This is a genomic window from Spirosoma arcticum (genome assembly GCF_054779955.1).
The window spans coordinates 507960-526918 of record NZ_BAAGXG010000005.1; the positions used below are offsets into that span (position 1 = coordinate 507960).

At 44.9% G+C, this 18959-nt stretch carries 12 protein-coding genes and 1 rRNA gene; 11 read left to right on the forward strand and 2 right to left on the reverse strand.

The window, feature by feature from the left end; translation table 11 throughout:
• Window positions 1-13 precede the first annotated feature (13 nt).
• The 4 genes from ACYVHB_RS14375 (at window position 14) to ACYVHB_RS14390 (ending at window position 5791) form a co-directional block, all read left to right on the forward strand.
• On the forward strand, window positions 14-310 hold the full coding sequence (locus ACYVHB_RS14375; protein ID WP_461052435.1) for a muconolactone Delta-isomerase family protein: 297 nt from the start codon (window positions 14-16) through the stop codon (window positions 308-310).
• A 196-nt stretch (window positions 311-506) separates the two neighbouring features.
• A complete protein-coding gene (locus ACYVHB_RS14380; RefSeq protein WP_461052436.1) occupies window positions 507-950 on the forward strand; it encodes a barstar family protein in 444 nt (147 codons plus the stop codon).
• A gap of 161 nt (window positions 951-1111) precedes the next feature.
• Window positions 1112-4480 (forward strand): transcription-repair coupling factor, encoded by a 3369-nt coding sequence (mfd, locus tag ACYVHB_RS14385; protein ID WP_461052437.1) that lies wholly within the window; start codon window positions 1112-1114, stop codon window positions 4478-4480.
• Between the two features lie 39 nt (window positions 4481-4519).
• The gene (locus ACYVHB_RS14390; RefSeq protein ID WP_461052438.1) at window positions 4520-5791 is read left to right on the forward strand and encodes an SUMF1/EgtB/PvdO family nonheme iron enzyme; all 1272 of its coding nucleotides are present in this window, start codon (window positions 4520-4522) and stop codon (window positions 5789-5791) included.
• Window positions 5792-5819: 28 nt separating this feature from the next.
• Here the strand turns inward: ACYVHB_RS14390 and ACYVHB_RS14395 are convergent, their stop codons facing one another.
• Window positions 5820-6539, reverse strand: coding sequence for a ComF family protein (locus ACYVHB_RS14395; protein ID WP_461052439.1), 720 nt, complete (start codon window positions 6537-6539; stop codon window positions 5820-5822).
• Between the two features lie 55 nt (window positions 6540-6594).
• On the opposite strand from ACYVHB_RS14395, the gene ACYVHB_RS14400 reads away from it, so the two are divergent.
• From ACYVHB_RS14400 to ACYVHB_RS14420, 5 genes are all read left to right on the forward strand, one after another.
• Window positions 6595-6939, forward strand: a complete 345-nt coding sequence (locus ACYVHB_RS14400) for a hypothetical protein (protein ID WP_461052440.1) — start codon at window positions 6595-6597, stop codon at window positions 6937-6939.
• A gap of 27 nt (window positions 6940-6966) precedes the next feature.
• The gene (locus ACYVHB_RS14405; protein WP_461052441.1) at window positions 6967-10272 is read left to right on the forward strand and encodes a DUF4175 family protein; all 3306 of its coding nucleotides are present in this window, start codon (window positions 6967-6969) and stop codon (window positions 10270-10272) included.
• A gap of 124 nt (window positions 10273-10396) precedes the next feature.
• Entirely contained in the window at window positions 10397-12256 is a 1860-nt protein-coding gene (gene mnmG / locus ACYVHB_RS14410) for a tRNA uridine-5-carboxymethylaminomethyl(34) synthesis enzyme MnmG (RefSeq protein WP_461052442.1), read from the forward strand.
• Window positions 12257-12324: 68 nt separating this feature from the next.
• Complete coding sequence (locus tag ACYVHB_RS14415; RefSeq protein ID WP_461052443.1) at window positions 12325-13209, forward strand: class I SAM-dependent methyltransferase; 885 nt, start codon at window positions 12325-12327, stop codon at window positions 13207-13209.
• Window positions 13210-13725: 516 nt separating this feature from the next.
• Window positions 13726-15516 carry a tetratricopeptide repeat protein gene (locus ACYVHB_RS14420; RefSeq protein WP_461052444.1) on the forward strand — a complete coding sequence of 597 codons (1791 nt, stop codon included), beginning with the start codon at window positions 13726-13728 and terminating at the stop codon, window positions 15514-15516.
• 65 nt (window positions 15517-15581) lie between these two features.
• On the opposite strand, the gene thrC is transcribed toward ACYVHB_RS14420, so the two are convergent.
• Complete coding sequence (gene thrC / locus ACYVHB_RS14425) at window positions 15582-16892, reverse strand: threonine synthase (protein WP_461052445.1); 1311 nt, start codon at window positions 16890-16892, stop codon at window positions 15582-15584.
• Window positions 16893-17033: 141 nt separating this feature from the next.
• On the opposite strand from thrC, the gene pruA reads away from it, so the two are divergent.
• Window positions 17034-18665 (forward strand): L-glutamate gamma-semialdehyde dehydrogenase, encoded by a 1632-nt coding sequence (gene pruA / locus ACYVHB_RS14430; protein WP_461052446.1) that lies wholly within the window; start codon window positions 17034-17036, stop codon window positions 18663-18665.
• 208 nt (window positions 18666-18873) lie between these two features.
• A 16S ribosomal RNA gene (locus tag ACYVHB_RS14435) occupies window positions 18874-18959 on the forward strand; the annotation flags it as partial.

Below are 18959 nucleotides of genomic sequence, written 5' to 3' on the forward strand. Positions count from 1 at the left end.
AACAACGATGCGTATGAGCCAGTACATGGTTGAGTTTGACCTTCCGGCCGTCATGGATGAGGGATTCGCAAACCGGATTCCCGCTCAGCGGCTTAAAGTGGAGGAACTTATGGAGAAAGGTTTTTTGCTTTCGTACTCGCTTTCGGTTGACCGTCAGAAACTATGGTGCATTTTTAAGGCTGATTCTGAAACGGAGGTAATGGAGTCGGTGGCGGAGTTCCCACTTATTAAGTACATGACACCTATGATAACCGAGCTGATGTTTCACAATATGGTTGCTGCCCGCATACCACTTTTCTCATTAAATTAATTTCAATTCAATTTTAGCCCTCTACACAGAGGGCTTTTTTGTGTGACCAAGACGATCAAACTGGTTTAGCATTTTGCTAAAAACAATTAAGTAACCAGGCTGAAACAGGTTACATACGCTTACAACTGTTTGATTATCAGTTCCACGTGGAAACTTTATTATCTCCACATCTGTACCATTAATTTAAAGGAACCTTATGGCACCTAACATCCTGATCTGCCAGTCTGAGCGTGAACTCGAAATCCGTTACGCCGACTATTTCATTGCTCACATCGATGGGCAGAAGGCGACTACGCTCCGGCAATTCTACGAGGAGATAGCCGACGTGTTGGAAATTCCTGATTTCGGCTTTAGTATAGATACACTGAACGATTCACTCAACGACCTTCAATGGCTGGAAGATGAACGTATCGTTCTCTACTTCACCAATACCACTGACCTGATAAGTAAGGAACGCGACCCGGCTAAATTTGGCAGTATTTTAAACATGCTCGATGCAACGGCAGAAGACTGGAAATGGGTCGATGATGAGCCGACTGAAAAGAAAGACATTGTCATAGTGTGTGAAGACAGCCCACGAATTCGCAAAGTACTGGAAAGCGAAAATATTGACTTTGCCACATTGAGCGAATTAGATTAAACGATGTGGTTACTACGCCGGGCAGCATTTACTCATTCAAATTTCGGCTTATCCATTCTCTGTTCGGGCAACAAATTTCCAAGACTCACTGTTACCTTTCTGTGCCGCCGGGATACCCTTCCAGCGGCTTTTCGTGTTCGCTCATACAACCTTTATCACGCTTGAAACCAAACGAATTACTCGGGATTTATACCGACGATACTTTCATAAAGTTATTAGCCGAGCCCTTCGGTCGTGCCCCATCAAGTGAGCCGCAACGTTTGCAAATCAAAGGGCTGGCGGGGAGTTTAGACGCTGTAATGGCGTCAGCCATTTCCAAATTGGTTGGAGGAAACCATCTGTTTGTGCTTACCGACCGTGATGAAGCCGCTTACTTCTTTAATGATCTACAAAACTTACTTGGTCGCGACGTACTACTCTTCCCGATGTCCTACAAGAAGCCGTATCAGTACGAGGAAATAGAGAACGCGAATGTACTAATGCGGGCCGAAGTGCTCAATAAACTCAACCCAGCTCCTGAAGACGGCTTGTTAGTCGTGTCCTATCCTGAAGCACTCTTTGAGAAAGTAATTAACAAACGATCCTTGCAGGCCAATACGCTCACGATTCGGGTAGGGGAGAAGTTAGACACTAATTTCGTGTCAGAACTCCTGCAAAACTACGAGTTTGAGAAGACAGATTTCGTCTACGAAGCGGGGCAGTTTTCGGTAAGGGGTGGCATCATCGACGTATTTTCATTCGCCAGTGAATTTCCATTCCGGATTGATCTGTTTGGTGATGAGGTTGAAAGTATTCGGAAGTTTAATCCTGAATCGCAGCTTTCTACTGATTCGGTCGACTTCATTAATATCATCCCAAACATTCAAACTAAACTTGTTGAGGAAGCCCGCGAACCATTTCTCAACTTCCTGCCTACCGCCACTACTATCTGGGCAAAAGACGTTGAGTTTACGCTTGAAATAATTGAGAAATGCTTTGAAAAAGCGGAACAGAGTTTCGAGTCGGTGTTAGCCAATAGCGGAGGCATTCAGATTGTGCTCGATCCGAATGACCTGTTTGAAACCCGCCGAACCTTTCTGAATCAGCTTAAGGGATTCCGAACAGTGGAGTTCGGCCGCAAATTTTACTTCAAAACAGATAGTCGGCAACAGTGCCAGTCTAAGCCGCAACCCTCATTCAACAAAGATTTTAAGCGCTTGGTGGATACGCTTGGTGAGAACCAAGCCAAAGGGTACACCAATATCATTGCCGCCGAGTCATTCAAGCAATTAGACCGGCTACGAACGATTTTTGAGGAGCTTGATCCATTTGTTAAGTTCCAGCCACTGAACATCGGTTTGCGTGAAGGGTTCATGGATGATGCCTTGAAAATCGCCTGTTTCACGGATCATCAGATCTTCGACCGTTATTATAAGTACCGCGTTCAGGACAAATTTTCCAAGTCTAAAGCGTTAACCCTGCGCGAACTGAAAACGCTTCAACCCGGTGACTACGTAACGCACGTTGACCACGGCATTGGGCGGTTTGCCGGTTTAGAGCGCGTTGACCACGCGGGCAATGAGCAGGAAGCGATCCGGCTCATCTACCGCGATAACGACATTCTTCTGGTCAGTATTCACAGCCTGCACAAGATCGCTAAGTACAGCGGCAAGGAGGGTGGCCCACCTACCATGAGTAAGCTGGGTTCGCAGGAGTGGGAGCAGAAAAAATCGCGAATCCGGAAACAGGTCAAGGACATTGCCCGCGAGCTAATTGCGCTGTACGCCAAACGCCGGACCGCACCTGGTTTCGCTTATAGCCGTGATAGCTTTCTCCAGGCCGAGCTCGAATCATCATTCCTCTACGAAGACACACCGGACCAAGCCAAAGCGACCAATGACGTTAAGGATGACATGGAACAGCCACATCCAATGGATCGGCTCGTTTGTGGCGACGTGGGTTTTGGTAAAACGGAGATTGCAATTCGGGCGGCCTTCAAAGCCGTTACCGATAATAAGCAGGTAGCGGTGCTGGTGCCAACAACGATTTTGGCCATGCAGCATTTCAAGACGTTCACAGAACGCATGGCTGATTTCCCGGTTAAGATCGAATACATCAACCGGTTCAGGTCGCCCACGCAGGTGAAGGAGATTTTAAAAGGCGTAGCATCGGGCGATATAGGCATTCTGATTGGGACCCATCGGATTGTTAACAAGGATATTAAATTCAAAGATCTTGGTCTGTTAGTTATTGACGAAGAGCAGAAGTTTGGCGTGAAAACTAAAGATCGGCTGAAGGAAATGCGCGTGGAAGTTGATGTGTTAACTCTTACTGCTACACCCATTCCCCGTACGCTGCACTTCTCGCTGATGGGAGCTCGTGATCTGTCCGTTATTGCAACGCCCCCGCCCAATCGCCAGCCTGTCACAACGGAGGTGCATCCATTCAACGAAGTTACTATTCGGGATTCGGTTAGCGCCGAAATTCGGCGGGGTGGTCAGGTATTTTTCGTGCATAACCGCATCAGCGACATCGAATCTATTGGCAACCTTGTTATGCGGCTTGTACCCGAGGCCCGCATTGGCGTAGCTCATGGACAGATGGAAGGTGATAAGCTCGAACGGATGATGACTCGCTTCATTGAGGGAGATTACGACGTTCTGGTGTCCACTAATATTATTGAATCGGGTCTGGATATATCCAACGCAAACACAATTTTGATCAACAACGCTCATCACTTTGGTCTGTCGGATTTGCACCAGATGCGGGGCCGGGTAGGGCGGTCAAACCGGAAGGCGTTCTGTTATTTGCTGACGCCCCCACCATCGGTGATGACGTCTGATGCCCGCAAACGACTTCAGACGCTGGAGGACTTTTCGGACCTCGGTGAAGGTTTTAAAATTGCCATGCGCGACCTCGATATTCGGGGAGCAGGCAACTTACTTGGGGCCGAACAAAGTGGTTTCGTGAACGACCTTGGTTTTGAGATGTACCACAAAGTGTTGGACGAAGCAGTGCAGGAATTGAGAGAAAGCGAATTCAAAGACCTGTTTGAGACTAAGCCCGGCGACTTTAAACTGGCTCTTCCTGACACGGTCATTGAGACGGATCTACAAGTCGTAATTCCTGAACGGTACGTCTCAAATATCTCTGAACGATTGGCATTATATACTCGCTTAGACAGCTTGGCAAACGCCGACGAGTTGACAGCATTCAGGCAGGAGGTGCTTGACCGGTTTGGTCCCCCGCCGGAAGAAGTCGAAAATCTAATCAAAATGGTCAACGTCCGCTGGAAAGCTGAGCAGTTATACCTTGAAAAACTGACGCTTAAGAATAATATCCTCAAAGGCTACTTCGTTTCTAACGGGAACGATAGCCGGGCTGTAGATAATTTTTTTACCTCCGACCAATTTGGCAGGGTGATTGACTATATCAAACGGAATCCGACGACGTGTTCGTTACGAGAATCAAAGAACCGGGCTGTTTTCACGCAGACAGATGTTTTCTCGGTTGAACGACTGGATGAGGTTATGTCAACCCTGACGAGTTAATGAAGACTTTGCCATTTTAAGTTTTACACAAACACAACAATGAATCAGAAGTATCTCCTGCAACGAGTAGCCTACGTGCTCCTGGCGACGATTGCCCTGACTGCTTGTAGTAAATCCAAGCACCCAACCAGCGTAAAGCCGGGTAAGGAAAGTACGGCAACTGGTATAGCCTATAACCAGAAAGACGGCTTTCAGGTAAAAAAGTTTGCCGGACAAAAGGCAGGTCCGAACCTCGTTTTTATTGAAGGCGGGCGCTTCACGATGGGGGCGTTGGAGGAAGACGTGATGAACACCCGCGACAACCGCGAACGGACCGTTTCTATCCAGTCCTTTTATATGGATGAGACCGAAATGGCTAACGTCCACTACCTTGAGTATTTGAATGCCATCACCCGCGATTCGTCGGAGGAGGTGGTGAAAGCCGCTTTACCCGACACAACCGTTTGGGCTAAGGATATGTCTTTTAATGATTCGTATGTAACGCAATACCTGCGTTACCCGGCTTTTCGATATTATCCGGTGGTAGGTGTGTCGTGGGTGCAAGCCAGTGACTATGCCGTTTGGCGCTCAAACGCCGTGAACAATGAACTTGCAAAAGGGGGTGGCGATAAGAAGAAAAAAGGGGGCGGTTTTTCGTTAAAACGTAAATCAAAGAAGGCTGAAGACCCCGCCTTGGCCGAAGCAGAAACAGCATCTGCTACCCCCGCCAAGCCAAGTCTCGAAAGCGGTATGATTTTGCCTGACTACCGGCTGCCAACCGAAGCGGAGTGGGAGTATGCAGCGAAGGCACTTATTGGCACTCAGTACATGGACGAGAACCAGATAAACCAGCGTATCTATCCGTGGGATGGTTCGTCAGTTCGGAACCCGAAGAAGGGCCGCAAACAGGGTCAAATGCTGGCTAACTTTAAGCGGGGACGCGGAGACTACGCCGGTATTGCTGGGCGGTCGAACGACGGAGCTATTATTACCAATGAAATTTATGCCTATCCAGCTAATGATTTCGGTTTATACAACATGGCTGGTAACGTCAACGAGTGGGTTTATGATGTCTATCGTCCGCTGTCTTATCAAGACGTGAATGACCTGAACCCAATTCGCCGAAATGGGTATGGCGACGATTCTAAGAATTACGACTCTAAGAATAAAAACTCGCTCATTAATGACCAGCTGCGCGTTTACAAAGGCGGTTCCTGGAATGACATGGCTTACTGGCTATCGCCTGGTACACGCCGGTACTTGGACCAAGATTCGGCAACGGCAATGGTCGGTTTCCGTTGCGCAATGATTGGTGTGGGTCGGAATAAGTAAGTACCTATTTGTTAAGTACGGCGGCCACTCAGCGATGGGTGGCCGCTATTGTTAGTACCCCAACTGACCGACAACCAGCTTTCAGTAGCTCGGCAGCACAAGCTTCTATTGTTGCTCCTGTCGTCAGTACATCATCAACAATAATAACATTCTTACCAGCCACCTCACGATGGTCAGACACATCAAACACTGTTTCTACGTTCTCCCATCGTTCCATTCTGTTCTTACGCGTCTGCGATGATTTGAAGCGTTTGCGAATCAATATATCTGTTCGTAACGGTATAGTGAGTGCTTCTGAGAGACCTTCAGCAATCCAGTCAGCCTGGTTGTATCCGCGTTGGTTAAGGCGACTTCTGTGAAGAGGTACTCCAACTAACATATCCGCGTCATTAACCAATGTGCTTTGGGTCTTAAGTTGATAGCCGTACCAATTAGCCAGTTCTTTAGCTGCTTCCTTTTGTCCTTTATACTTAATCTGATGAATTAGCTTTTGGACTATGCCGCCCTTGGTAAAGTAAACAAACGACGCTAAAAACTCAATGGGCACTCTTCCGGCAAATTTATTGAGGAGGTTCCGGTCGTACGGTTCACGATGTTGTCCGGTCTCCGGTAGATTGAACCGGCAATGCATACATAAAATTTTTTCGTTGGCTGTCAGCGAGCAACTGCATCCTAAGCAAAGAGTAGGGAAAAGGAGATCGGCGAAATCCGTTGCCAGTTCAGAAACAAACCTAAAGACAGGGTGCATTCGTTATTAGGATAATTCGTTGTAATTTAGACAGACTAATGACCTACTAATGATAATGGAAGAGAATACTGTTCATGTTTTGTGGGAAGAACTTCTCGACCAACTACATACGTTGGTGGGTAAACGACCCGCAGATCTCAATGCTGTTCTTTTCCTAATTGGTATTCAGGAGCTTGGTAAAGGTCCAATTCGTTTTTCAAAAGAGGCTAAACAAGATTTGATGCACATTGCTGTCTGCCGGGTTCTTAGTCAGAGTAATTACTACAAATTGGACGGGTATGACAAGGACGGCTGGCCTATATGGACTTTGGTTAAACCACTTCCTCATGGAGACTTAATTGCTCAGGAAGTCTTCCTCAAAACCCATGTAATCCTCTATTTTCGAACGGTACTGGTGTAAAATTTATACAGACTCAACTTTCATTTTATGCAGTCTTCCAACGCCTACGCGACGCTTTTGCAACGGATTGATGAGTACAAAAAGCGGTATTTTCTCAATCAGTTAGTTAAAGGCAGTCTTTTCTTCATTGCCTTGCTTGGTGCGGGTTATCTGTTCGTGAATACGGCTGAATTCATTGGCCGATTTGACTCAGTAGGTCGGGGAGCACTTTTCTTTGGCTTTTTGTCGATGGCTGTCTTCGCACTCTATCGATTTATTATTCGACCCTTGATGGGGTTATATGGGTTGGACAGGCCGCTTACCAATGACGATGCCGCTCGACAGATTGGTACATACTTTCCTGATGTTGGCGACAAATTGTTGAACACGCTTCAACTTCAGCGTATCTCAACCGATCAATCTGATTTGCTCGTGGCCAGTTTGAATCAACGGTCAAATCAGTTGCTTATTAACCGGTTTGCAAGTGCTATCCAAATTAGCCGCAACCGCCAATTTCTAAAATATGCAATTCCTCCACTGGTCTTAATTTTTATCATTTTGCTCATCAATCCTTCATTTTTTACGAAGTCGTCAACTCGGCTGGTAAACTATGACAAGGAGTTTGTTGAAGAGGCTCCTTTCAAATTTATCATTCAGAACAAGTCGCTCAAGTCCTTTCGAAACGAAGATTTTTTGCTTTCGGTTAAGCTCGCTGGCGATGCGATACCGCAGGCGGTTTACGTTGTCACAGGCGGAACTCGTTTCAAACTGGAGCGTTCAGGCGAACAGTTTTCTTACAGCTTTGACAATTTACAACGGAATTTAGATTTCCACCTTGAAGCAGCCGGGTTCGATTCTCCGACTTATACAGTGGCAATGATCGACCGGCCGGCAGTGCTTTCTTTTAATGTTAAACTTGACTATCCAGCCTACTTAAATAAGCCTTCTGAGCAGTTGGCAAATGTTGGCAACTTACTGGTTCCTCAAGGCACCATGGTTCATTGGGAGTTTGCCGCTGATCATACTGATTCACTTTTGCTTCGGTTCAATTCGGACGTTAAGGCCGTGGCGGCTCGATTGGTCGATGACAACACATTCGCTATAAATCGTCGGCTTACGCAAAGTACGGCTTATACTGTGTCATTAAAAAACGCTCAGATACCGGCTCCTTCCTCTATCCAGTACAACGTGCAGGTGGTTCCTGATCGTTTTCCCCAAATTTCGGTCGACCGCATTCAGGACACAGTCACGTATAATTACATTGCTCTTTCAGGGCTTATGTCTGACGATTATGGTTTCTCCAAATTGCGGTTGAATTACACAATCAAACGCAATGGTAAAGTTTCACCTATTAGTTCTATAATCATTCCTGTAAATCGAGCGACCACTTCACAGAACTTCGTTTACAACTGGTCGCTTGACAGCTTAAAACTTGGTCAGGAAGATCGTTTAGATTATTATGTTCAGGTGTGGGATAACGACGGTGTCAATGGTCCTAAATCAAGTCGCACTAATCAATTGAATTTCTCAATCCCCTCTAACACGGAAGTGCAAGAGCAGGTTGACAAAGCAGCTAACAAAGCAGAAGAACAGATTAGTAAAGCTCTGGCTAAAACACAGGACATAAAAAAGGAACTGAAGTCGATGGAGGACCGCATGCGTACTCGTAAGTCGTCCGACTTTCAAGACAAGAAACAACTTCAGGAAGTACTTCAAAAACGAGATGAGTTGATGAAGGATGTTCAAAAACTACAGGAGCAGTTTCAGAAGACGAATGATACGCAGCAACGCTTCGCAGACAAAAACAAGTCGACACAGGAGAAATTAGAGCAACTCCAAAAGCTGTTTAATGAGTTGCTTGATCCTGAATCGAAGCAACTTTACGAACAGCTCAAACAGCTTTTAGAGAAGAAGCAGGATGATAAAGCATCCGATCTACTGGATCGTTTGAGTCGTAAAGAACGCAACTTAGAGCGTGATTTAGACCGAGCGCTTAAGCTATTCAAACAGATGCAGTTGGAGCAGAAGGTTAATAACGTAGCAGAAAATTTAGAGAAACAAGCGGATCAGTTAGACAAGCAGGCGGAGGAGAGTGCTAAGAGGAACGAGTCTTCTGAAGATCAGCAAAAACAACAGGAAAAGTCGCAGGAAGACTTTAAGAACACTCAGGATCAGCTCAAAGAGATTGACAAGGAGGCTGAGAAGGAGGATTTGAATAAACCAGAGTCTTCTGAAGATGAGCAGAAGGAGATCGAAAAAGAGATGCAGCAGGCTATGGATCAACTGAAGAAGAACCAAGGCAAAAAAGCTTCACCTTCTCAAAGCAAAGCATCTAAGTCAATGAGGGCTATGAGCAAGGCTATGCAGGAATCCATGCAGTCTTCGGAGATGGAAGAGATGCAGGAAAATATGGATGACCTCCGTAACATTCTTGATAATCTTGTTACACTGTCGTTTGGTCAGGAGCGAGTTATGAAAGATTTCCGTGGTATGAGCTTACAAGACCCTCGGGTTACTAAATTATCTCAGGAACAACTTAAGCTTCAAGATGACGCCAAAATCATTGAGGACAGTTTGAATGCGTTGGCCAGCCGGGTCGTTCAAATTCAATCGTTCGTTACTCGGGAGTTAACTAATATGAAATTTTATATGGATGAAAGCACTCAGCAGTTACGCGACCGTCGGTTGAGTGTGGCGGCCTCTAAGCAACAGTTTGCCATGACATCCATAAATAATTTAGCGTTAATGCTCAGTGATGTATTGAAGAACATGCAGCAGCAAATGAATGCCATGGCTATGCCCGGCAAAGGGAAGGGAGGAAAGAAAGGCAATAAGCCAGGTGAAGGAGTGGGCGAGATGCAGAAGCAGCTTAACGCACAAATGAAACAAATGCAAAAGGGAGGTAAGTCGGGCAGGGGTTTATCAGAAGAACTTTCTCAAATGGCTGCTCAACAGGCAATGATTCGCAGTATGTTGAAGAAGATGGAAGAGAACTCTAAAGGGACGGAGGTCGGGAAACAACAGGAGCAACAGGCCAAGGAACTAATGCAAAAGATGGATGAAACGGAAACGGATTTAGTCAACAAACGGGTAACTCAACGCACTATCAATCGACAGGACGAAATATTAACCCGTTTGCTTGAATCTGAGAAGGCTTATAAACAGCAGGAGGAAGATCCTCGACGTGAAGCTGAGTCTGTTAAAACCATAAGGCGTAGCTCTCCCTCCTTTTTTGATTCAACTAATTTGTCTATAAAGACCAAGCAAGTTGAGGTGTTACGGTCTGTTACACCAAATTATAATCAGTATTACAAAAAGCAGGCTAATAATTATCTGCAAAATATCAATAGGTAGATTCATTGTTAATGTTTGCTGCTTTTGTCTTTTTGATAATAACCTTGTTAAATTTTTATTTTGTTGTAAGTTTTAGTGATTTCGCTCAAACTTTCCACGTGGAACATTTTTAAAAATCAACGTAATGCATTCTTCTTATGATGTAATCGTAGTAGGTGCTGGACACGCAGGTTGCGAAGCTGCTAACGCTGCTGCAACGATGGGTTCACGCGTTTTACTTATTACGATGAATATGCAAACTATAGCACAAATGTCATGTAACCCAGCAATGGGTGGAGTAGCCAAAGGACAGATCGTGCGTGAAGTAGACGCATTGGGAGGGATGTCTGGTATCGTAAGTGACATAAGCATGATTCAATTTCGAATGCTTAACCGATCAAAAGGTCCCGCTATGTGGAGCCCCCGTTGTCAAAGTGATCGAAATGTGTTCGCTTGGGAGTGGAGGAAAGCATTGGAAAAAAATGAGAATATTGATTTCTGGCAAGATAGCGTAGTTGATATATTAGTGAAAGATGGACACACGAGTGGCGTAAAAACTGCATTAGGCGTTGAGTTTTTTGCAAAAGCCGTCGTTTTAACAAATGGCACATTCCTTAACGGCCGAATGTTCATTGGTGAAAAAATATTTGGAGGAGGTCGTACAGCCGAACAGGCAGCGAAAGGCTTGACTGAAAAATTGGTAGAATTGGGTTTTGAAGCGGGTCGAATGAAGACCGGCACGCCCCCAAGGGTAGATGGGCGAAGTTTGAATTACACGATAATGGAGGAGCAAACTGGTGACGAAAACCCAGGAAAATTTTCGTACACAAATACGCCTTCCTTAATAAACCAGCGTAGTTGCTGGATCACGTACACAAATCAACATGTACATGACGAATTGAAGACTGGGTTTGATAGATCGCCAATGTTCACAGGCCGCATTAAAGGGTTAGGACCCCGCTACTGCCCTTCAGTTGAAGATAAAATCAATCGATTTGCAGATAAAGATCGGCACCAGATTTTTGTTGAACCGGAAGGGAGAGATACCGTGGAAGTGTATGTCAACGGGTTTTCGACCTCTTTGCCAGAAGATGTTCAGTATAGAGCACTACAAAAAATACCTGGTTTTGAAGGGGTACGTATGTTTCGTCCAGGTTATGCTGTTGAATATGACTACTTTCCACCAACGCAATTAAAGCCAACACTTGAAACGCAATTGGTTGCTAACTTATTCTTCGCTGGTCAAATTAACGGAACAACTGGTTATGAGGAAGCAGCATGCCAGGGACTGATGGCGGGAATAAACGCACATCGGAATGTGAACGAAGAAGCTGAGTTCACTATTAAGCGTTCGGAAGGCTACATTGGTGTATTAATTGATGATCTTATCACAAAAGGTACTGAGGAGCCTTATCGTATGTTTACATCACGGGCTGAATATCGAACATTGCTGAGACAGGATAACGCCGATTTAAGACTGACAGAAAAAGGATACGCAATTGGTTTAGCTTCACAAGATCGGTATGAAATGATGGTAGCCAAACGGAAGGGCGTTGCCAAATTAATGGAGGCAATTCGGGGAGTAAAAGTGAAACCAGACGATATCAATACGTGGTTGGAAGAAAAAGGGAGTTCTTTATTACGCGAAAAAAGCAACTTATATACGCTCCTGAAACGTCCTGAACTGGAGCAGAATGAGATAAATGAACTCCTATCGATGGTTGCTGGTATACCAGTGGTAGGAAATGAAATTACCGAACAAACTGTAATTGAAATAAAGTATGAAGATTATTTGAACCGTGAGCGTCAAAATGCTAACAAATTAGATAAGTGGGAAGGCTTGACTATAAATTCTGCTTTTGACTACGACCAATTGAAAGCCCTTTCGTATGAAGGTAAGGAGAAATTGAAACGGTTACGTCCATCAACTATTGGACAGGCGTCGCGCATAAGTGGGGTTAGCGCATCCGACGTTTCCATATTGTTAGTATATATGGGTCGATAAAAAATGAAATTGAAGTGCTTAACAAGACTGATTTAACGCTCACGTACTTCGTAATCTTAATCACTTAATTGGAAACATTATATCACTGCCCCATCTGCGGCAACGATCAATTTTCGCCGTTTTTAGTTTGTAAAGATTATTTAGTGAGTTTGGAAGATTTCACGATCCAACAGTGCGACAGTTGCAGTTTCCGCTTTACAAATCCAAGGCCAAGCGAAGAGACAAGTGGTTCCTATTACAAATCTGATAAGTATATATCACACAACGATGTCAGCAGTGGACTAGTCAGTACAGCCTATCGTACTGTGCGAAGCTACACGCTTCGATCAAAGCTTAATTTAGTCAACAAGCTAAATAACAGGGTTGGTTGTATTCTGGACGTAGGTTGCGGAACGGGTACATTTTTGGAAGCCTGCAAAGCAGGTGGATGGAAAGTAGTCGGCGTAGAACCTGACCCGGATGCTCGTACCATATCGACTAAGAAGCTACAGATAGAAATTGAACCCAGTCTGCAAACGTTAACCAACACAAGCACATTTGACATCATTTCACTTTGGCATGTACTCGAACACATTCCTGATTTAGAAGAAACAATCTCACGGCTTAGCGAATTATTGAACAAAGAGGGTACAATACTGATTGCAGTTCCAAACTCAGATTCGTATGACGCAGCATACTTTGAGAGACACTGGGCTGCTTACGATGTGCCAAGACATGTTTATCATTTTACGCCTACAACTCTAAAAGCGCTACTCGAGAAGCACAACTTCGAACTTATACGGCAACAAGCTATGCCATTCGATGCTTTTTACATTTCCATACTTAGTACTCGATACAAAACTGGAAAGACAGATTATTTCAGTAGTGTTAAGACAGGATTTGTTTCAAACTTTGAAGCGAAGAAAACCGGAAATTTTTCCAGTATCATCTATTTCTTCAAGAAGAAACGTTAACTAATCAATTGTAGATAAATCTGTTTGATAACTGAGTCAAAGAAAAAGTCAATTGTAAAATGAAATAGTTAAACATTTGTGTGTATAATGGTGTGTATAAGTAATGCAGTTTGGCGGAAAATTTGTTGATAATAGCCCAGTACAGTGTGGAATAACGGGCAGGTAATCCACACGTCACAATGAAAGACAGAATTGTGTGGAGAAATGTCAACATATCAACCACCGATTCAACAAATTTTAAACACGTAACACGGTGTGTAAAATTTATAAACAAATCCACAATTGAAATAGACTTAAAATGTGGGTAAAATGTTAATTTGCACTGGATGAGCACGTTATAAGTGGATAAGTAATGCCATTGTTACTATTTACAAAGCACATTTATCAACATTAAAAGCGCAAATTGGTGGATAACTTTGTTATTCACATATCCACACCTACAATAGTTATAACAGTTTTTTCTTTAAAACTCCTTAATATAAAATGTTAATAAGGTCAACAATTGTGTTTGTCTTGATGCTGGTCTTGTCAACTAAATATAGTTGGGGACAGGCTACGACTACGGTCGCCGGGTCTACGTTAGCTGAAGAGTACTTTAAGGCGGGCGATTTTGAGAAAGCAGCTAACGAGTATGGAAAATTGCTCAAATCCAATGTGACGTGGGCAAGGCTGTCAAGGTATGTCGCAAGCCTGCAAAAAAGCAATCAGGCTGATGATGCACTAAAATACTTACGCAAACAGCAACGTAGCGACGAGCCAAACCGGCCATATTATGAGATACTGGCCGGACAGCTTGTTACTCAGCAAGGCGATACAGTGCAGGCTGGTGCTCAATTTACAGCAGCACTGCAGTCGAGTAAGTCGTCTACCGCCAGGCTCGAAAAAATTGCAACAGCATTCTCCGAACTCGGAGAGACCCGCTGGGCCGTTCGCGCCTATGAGACAGCCCGCGAGGTAAGCCGGGATGCCATGTCGTACAGCGCGGAGTTAATGACTCTGTACCGGGCAACTGGTCAGACTGAGAAAGCTATCAGCGAAATTGTTATTACGGCTAAACAAACCGATAAAAAAGAGACGGTGCTTGCTGCGCTGCAAGGATATATCAACACAAAGGATGAACCATTTGTGGAAAAAGCGCTGTACGCGAAGATTCAGCAAGAGCCAAACGAACTCGCTTTTAATGAGCTGTTGATTTGGTACTTTGTGCAAAAACAAAAGTTTAGCCGGGCATTGATGCAGGAAAAGGCAACGGACAAACGATTGAAACTGGCAGGAGGAAAGGTTTACGAGTTAGGAATGCTGGCCATGAATAACAAAGAGTACAAAACGGCGGCCGATGCATTCGAATATGTAACGGCAACCTACCCACAAGGCCAACTGTATCCATTTGCGCGTCGATTGGTAATAAACGCCCGTGAAGAACAGGTCAAAAACACATATCCGGTTGACAAGATCGAAATTCGCAAGCTCATTAGTGATTACCAACGTATGCTACAGGAAATCGGCACGAATGTGAAGACGCTCGAAGCCCTTCGTAGTACTGCCAATCTGTACGGCAATTACCTCGACAGCAAAGACACTGCCTTAACTGTGCTTGATCTGGCTATTGATTTAGGGAAGGCAGACCGAAACTTTGTGGATAAGTGTAAACTGGACAAAGGGGACATCTACCTTCTGAAAGGAGAACCTTGGGAGTCAACTCTGCTATATTCGCAGGTGGAAAAGTCGCAGAAGGAAGAACTGTTGGGATACGAAGCAAAACTCAAAAATGCCAAGCTGCATTATTACAAAGGCAGTTTTACAGTGGCCAAAGACATTCTGGATGTCCTTAAGCTGGCAACATCCCGCGAAATTGCCAACGATGCTGAACAGTTGAGCCTGCTAATTGTGGATAACACGGGTATGGATACCACTGAAGCGGCTATGCGCTGGTATGCAGATGTAGAACTATTGCTTTTTCAAAACAAAACTGATGAAGCTGTTGACAATCTCAATCAAATGTTGACAAAATTTGCTGATCACAGTTTGGTTGATGAGGTGCTTTGGCTCCGGGCCAACACCTACTTGAAACAAGGAAAAACTACCGAAGCCATCGAAGACCTGAAAACAATAATTGCCAAATATCCCAATGATATCTTAGGTGACGATGCACAGTTCACACAAGGTAAAATATACGAAGAGCGTTTGAAAGACAAGCAAGCAGCTATGGACGCATACCAAAAAGTGCTGACTAACTATTCGGGCAGCATTCACGGTGCTGAAGCACGAAAGCGTTTCCGGGCGTTAAGAGGAGATACAGTAAATTAATTCATAATGTCGGAGAAGTCCAAGTCAAGCAACATTAGCCTTCTTCGACATTATGAACCAAACAGTTAGTGGACCCTCATAAGCAGAGACTCCCTGAATGCCTGATAATCATTCGGAATGTGAATGCTTTGTTTTGGTCGATCAGCCAGAATTTTTAACCGTTCGGGCACGTCAACTGATATGCCTAAAGTACTATCAACTAAAGGCTTGAACTTAGATGGATGAGCAGTGGCTAAAGCAACACCTGTAACCTCTTGCTGAACACTATTCAAATGAGCTTGCAACCCCATAATACCGATAGCGGTGTGTGGGCAGCTAACGTAACCGTATTGATCAAAAATTTGTCTCATGCCGGTCCTCGTTTCGTCATCATCGAAAAAATAACCAGACACATGCTCTTTGAAGCGGTCATAGTTGTCTTCATAAAGGTGCACCAATCGAACAAAATTACTCGGGCTACCCACGTCCATTGCGTTAGAGATGGTTGCAACGGACGGAATTGGTGAATATAAGCCAGATTTAATATAGGTTGGCACAACGTGATTGAGGTTGGTTGCGGCCACAAAATGTGAAATGGGTAAGCCCATTTGTTGCACCATCACACCCGCACTAAGATTGCCAAAGTTGCCACTGGGCGTTGAAAAAACGACCGGCTTATTATGATGCCTTACCTGACCATACGCCCGTACATAGTAAAATCCCTGCGGAATAAGCCGGAAGATGTTAATCGAGTTGGCTGATGATAGAGAAAGGGTATTATTCAGATCAGTATCAACAAAGGCTTGCTTAACAATAGCCTGGCAGTCATCAAACGACCCATCAACTTCAAATGCCTGTATGTTTCCGCCTAACGTTGTGAGTTGTTTCTCCTGCAAGTCGCTAACTCGACCGCTGGGGTATAAAATTGAAACCCGAACGCCAGGCACATTATGAAACCCCATCGCTACTGCTCCGCCCGTATCGCCTGAGGTGGCAACCAAAATGTTTACTTCCCTGTCGCTTTGTTTAGAGTAGTGCGACATCAAAGCCGCCATATACCGCGCCCCAACGTCCTTAAATGCCAACGATGGACCGTGGAACAGTTCCAGGACGCTTGTCTTTCCCGGATTCAATTCCTGAACCGGCGTGTCGAACGAAAACGCTTGATGCGTCAACTCTTCCAATTCAACCTTGCTAATCTCATCGCCAAATAAAACTTGACTGATCGAAAAACCAATATCGGCTAATGATTGTCCGGCGATATTCTCGAAAAAAGATGCACCCAAACGGGGTAACGGCGTTGGCATGTACAGCCCTTTGTCGGCAGGTAAGCTACGGAAGAGAGCATCTTGGGCAGATACGGTTATGTGGGGACTATTAGTACTATAAAAACGCATAAAGTAAAAGCAATGTGAAAGGACAAAGTACGATAAATCAGCCGGATCAACAGGAATAAACGGCGTGTAAATGTGGGAAAGTATTCAGAATTAGTGGATAAGTGGAGCAATCCGTAAATTTGTAAAAACATACACCTCATCATGTCATTTGGCTTTTTTAACGCACCTACGCCGGTCAACGAGCCGGTAAAAGAATACCGGCCCGGCTCTCCTGAACGTGAAGCACTCAAACAGGCTTTATCAGATTTTCGCGCTAAGGAGACGGATATTCCCATGTACATTGGTGGTAGTGAGGTACGAACAGGACGTAAACTTCGGGTTTCGCCCCCACACGATCACCAGCATACATTGGGGTATTTTTACGAAGGAGAGGCTCAACACGTCGAACTGGCGATTGAAGCGGCTTTATCAGCAAAGGAAGCTTGGGCTAATTTAGCGTGGGAACACCGGTCAAGTATTTTCTTAAAAGCCGCTGAACTAATAGCCGGTCCATACCGCGCCCGGATTAATGCGGCCACCATGCTTGGCCAGTCAAAAAACGCATACCAAGCCGAAATTGACTCCGCCTGTGAATTAATCGACTTTTTGCGTTTCAATGTCCAGTTTGCTACAGACATCTACCGACAACAGCCCGATTCGTCACCCGGCGTTTGGAACCGACTCGAATACCGACCGCTCGAAGGATTCATCTTTGCACTAACGCCATTCAACTTCACGGCCATTGCCGGAAACTTGCCCACGTCAGCCGCCCTGATGGGTAATACTGTCGTTTGGAAGCCCGCTTATACACAAGTGCTTTCGGCGAAGATTATTATGGATGTACTAATTGAAGCTGGTTTGCCTGACGGCGTTATCAACCTAATTTACGTTGATGGTCCAGTTGCAGGAAAAGTAATCTTTGAACACCCCGACTTTGCTGGCATTCACTTCACAGGAAGCACAAAAGTTTTCCAAACAATATGGGGTGATATTGGCGCTAATATTCATAAGTACAAGACATATCCACGCATCGTTGGAGAAACAGGCGGTAAAGACTTTGTGCTGGTTCATGAATCAGCCGATGCCGACGAAGTAGCGACCGGATTAGTTCGGGGCGCTTTTGAATATCAGGGGCAGAAATGTTCAGCAGCATCCCGCGCTTACATTCCATCAACACTTTGGCCTGCTGTTGAAGCCCGGATGAAGCAGTTCTTGAGCGAAATGAATATGGGCGGTGTCGAAGATTTTACCAACTTTATCAACGCTGTCATTGACGAACGGGCCTTCGCCAGAATCACTGCCTACATTGACGAAGCAAAGCAAAGCGATCAAGCAACCATTGTTGCCGGTGGCCACTATGATAATACTAAGGGGTATTTCGTAGAACCAACCATACTACGGGTTAACAATCCGACGTATCGAACAATGTGCGACGAGATCTTCGGACCGGTCCTTTCCGTCTATGTATACGAACCATCAGCGTTTGAAGACATGATTCAAGTTGTCAATAACACATCGCCTTACGCACTGACGGGATCAATATTTGCAAAAGACCGATATGTTATTGAGCAAACCGCTCGTAGTCTACAAAATGCGGCCGGAAATTTCTATGTAAACGACAAACCAACTGGTGCGGTAGTGGGCCAGCAACCCTTCGGCGGGGCGCGGGCATCGGGCACGAATGATAAGGCAGGATCAGCTTTAAATTTATTTCGATGGGTTTCAGTACGCACAATTAAGGAAACCTACGTGAGTCCCAGGCACTTTGGATATTCATTCATTGAAACGGAATAGCTTCAGAAAAAACTTTAGAAAAACTCTTGCGAAAAGCGGCTTAAAATGCTACCTTTGCATTCCCAAATCAGTAGGGAAGGCCAACAACGGTTGGCCACCATCATGCCAAAGTAGGTGTGACACAGTTCTTTGACGTATTGACATCAAAAGGTTAGCATTAATTAAGGCGATAAACATCGCCCCGTTTTTTAGCGGGGCACAATTATTTACGATGGAGAGTTTGATCCTGGCTCAGGATGAACGCTAGCGGCAGGCCTAATACATGCAAGTCGAACGGAGTAGCAATACTTAGTG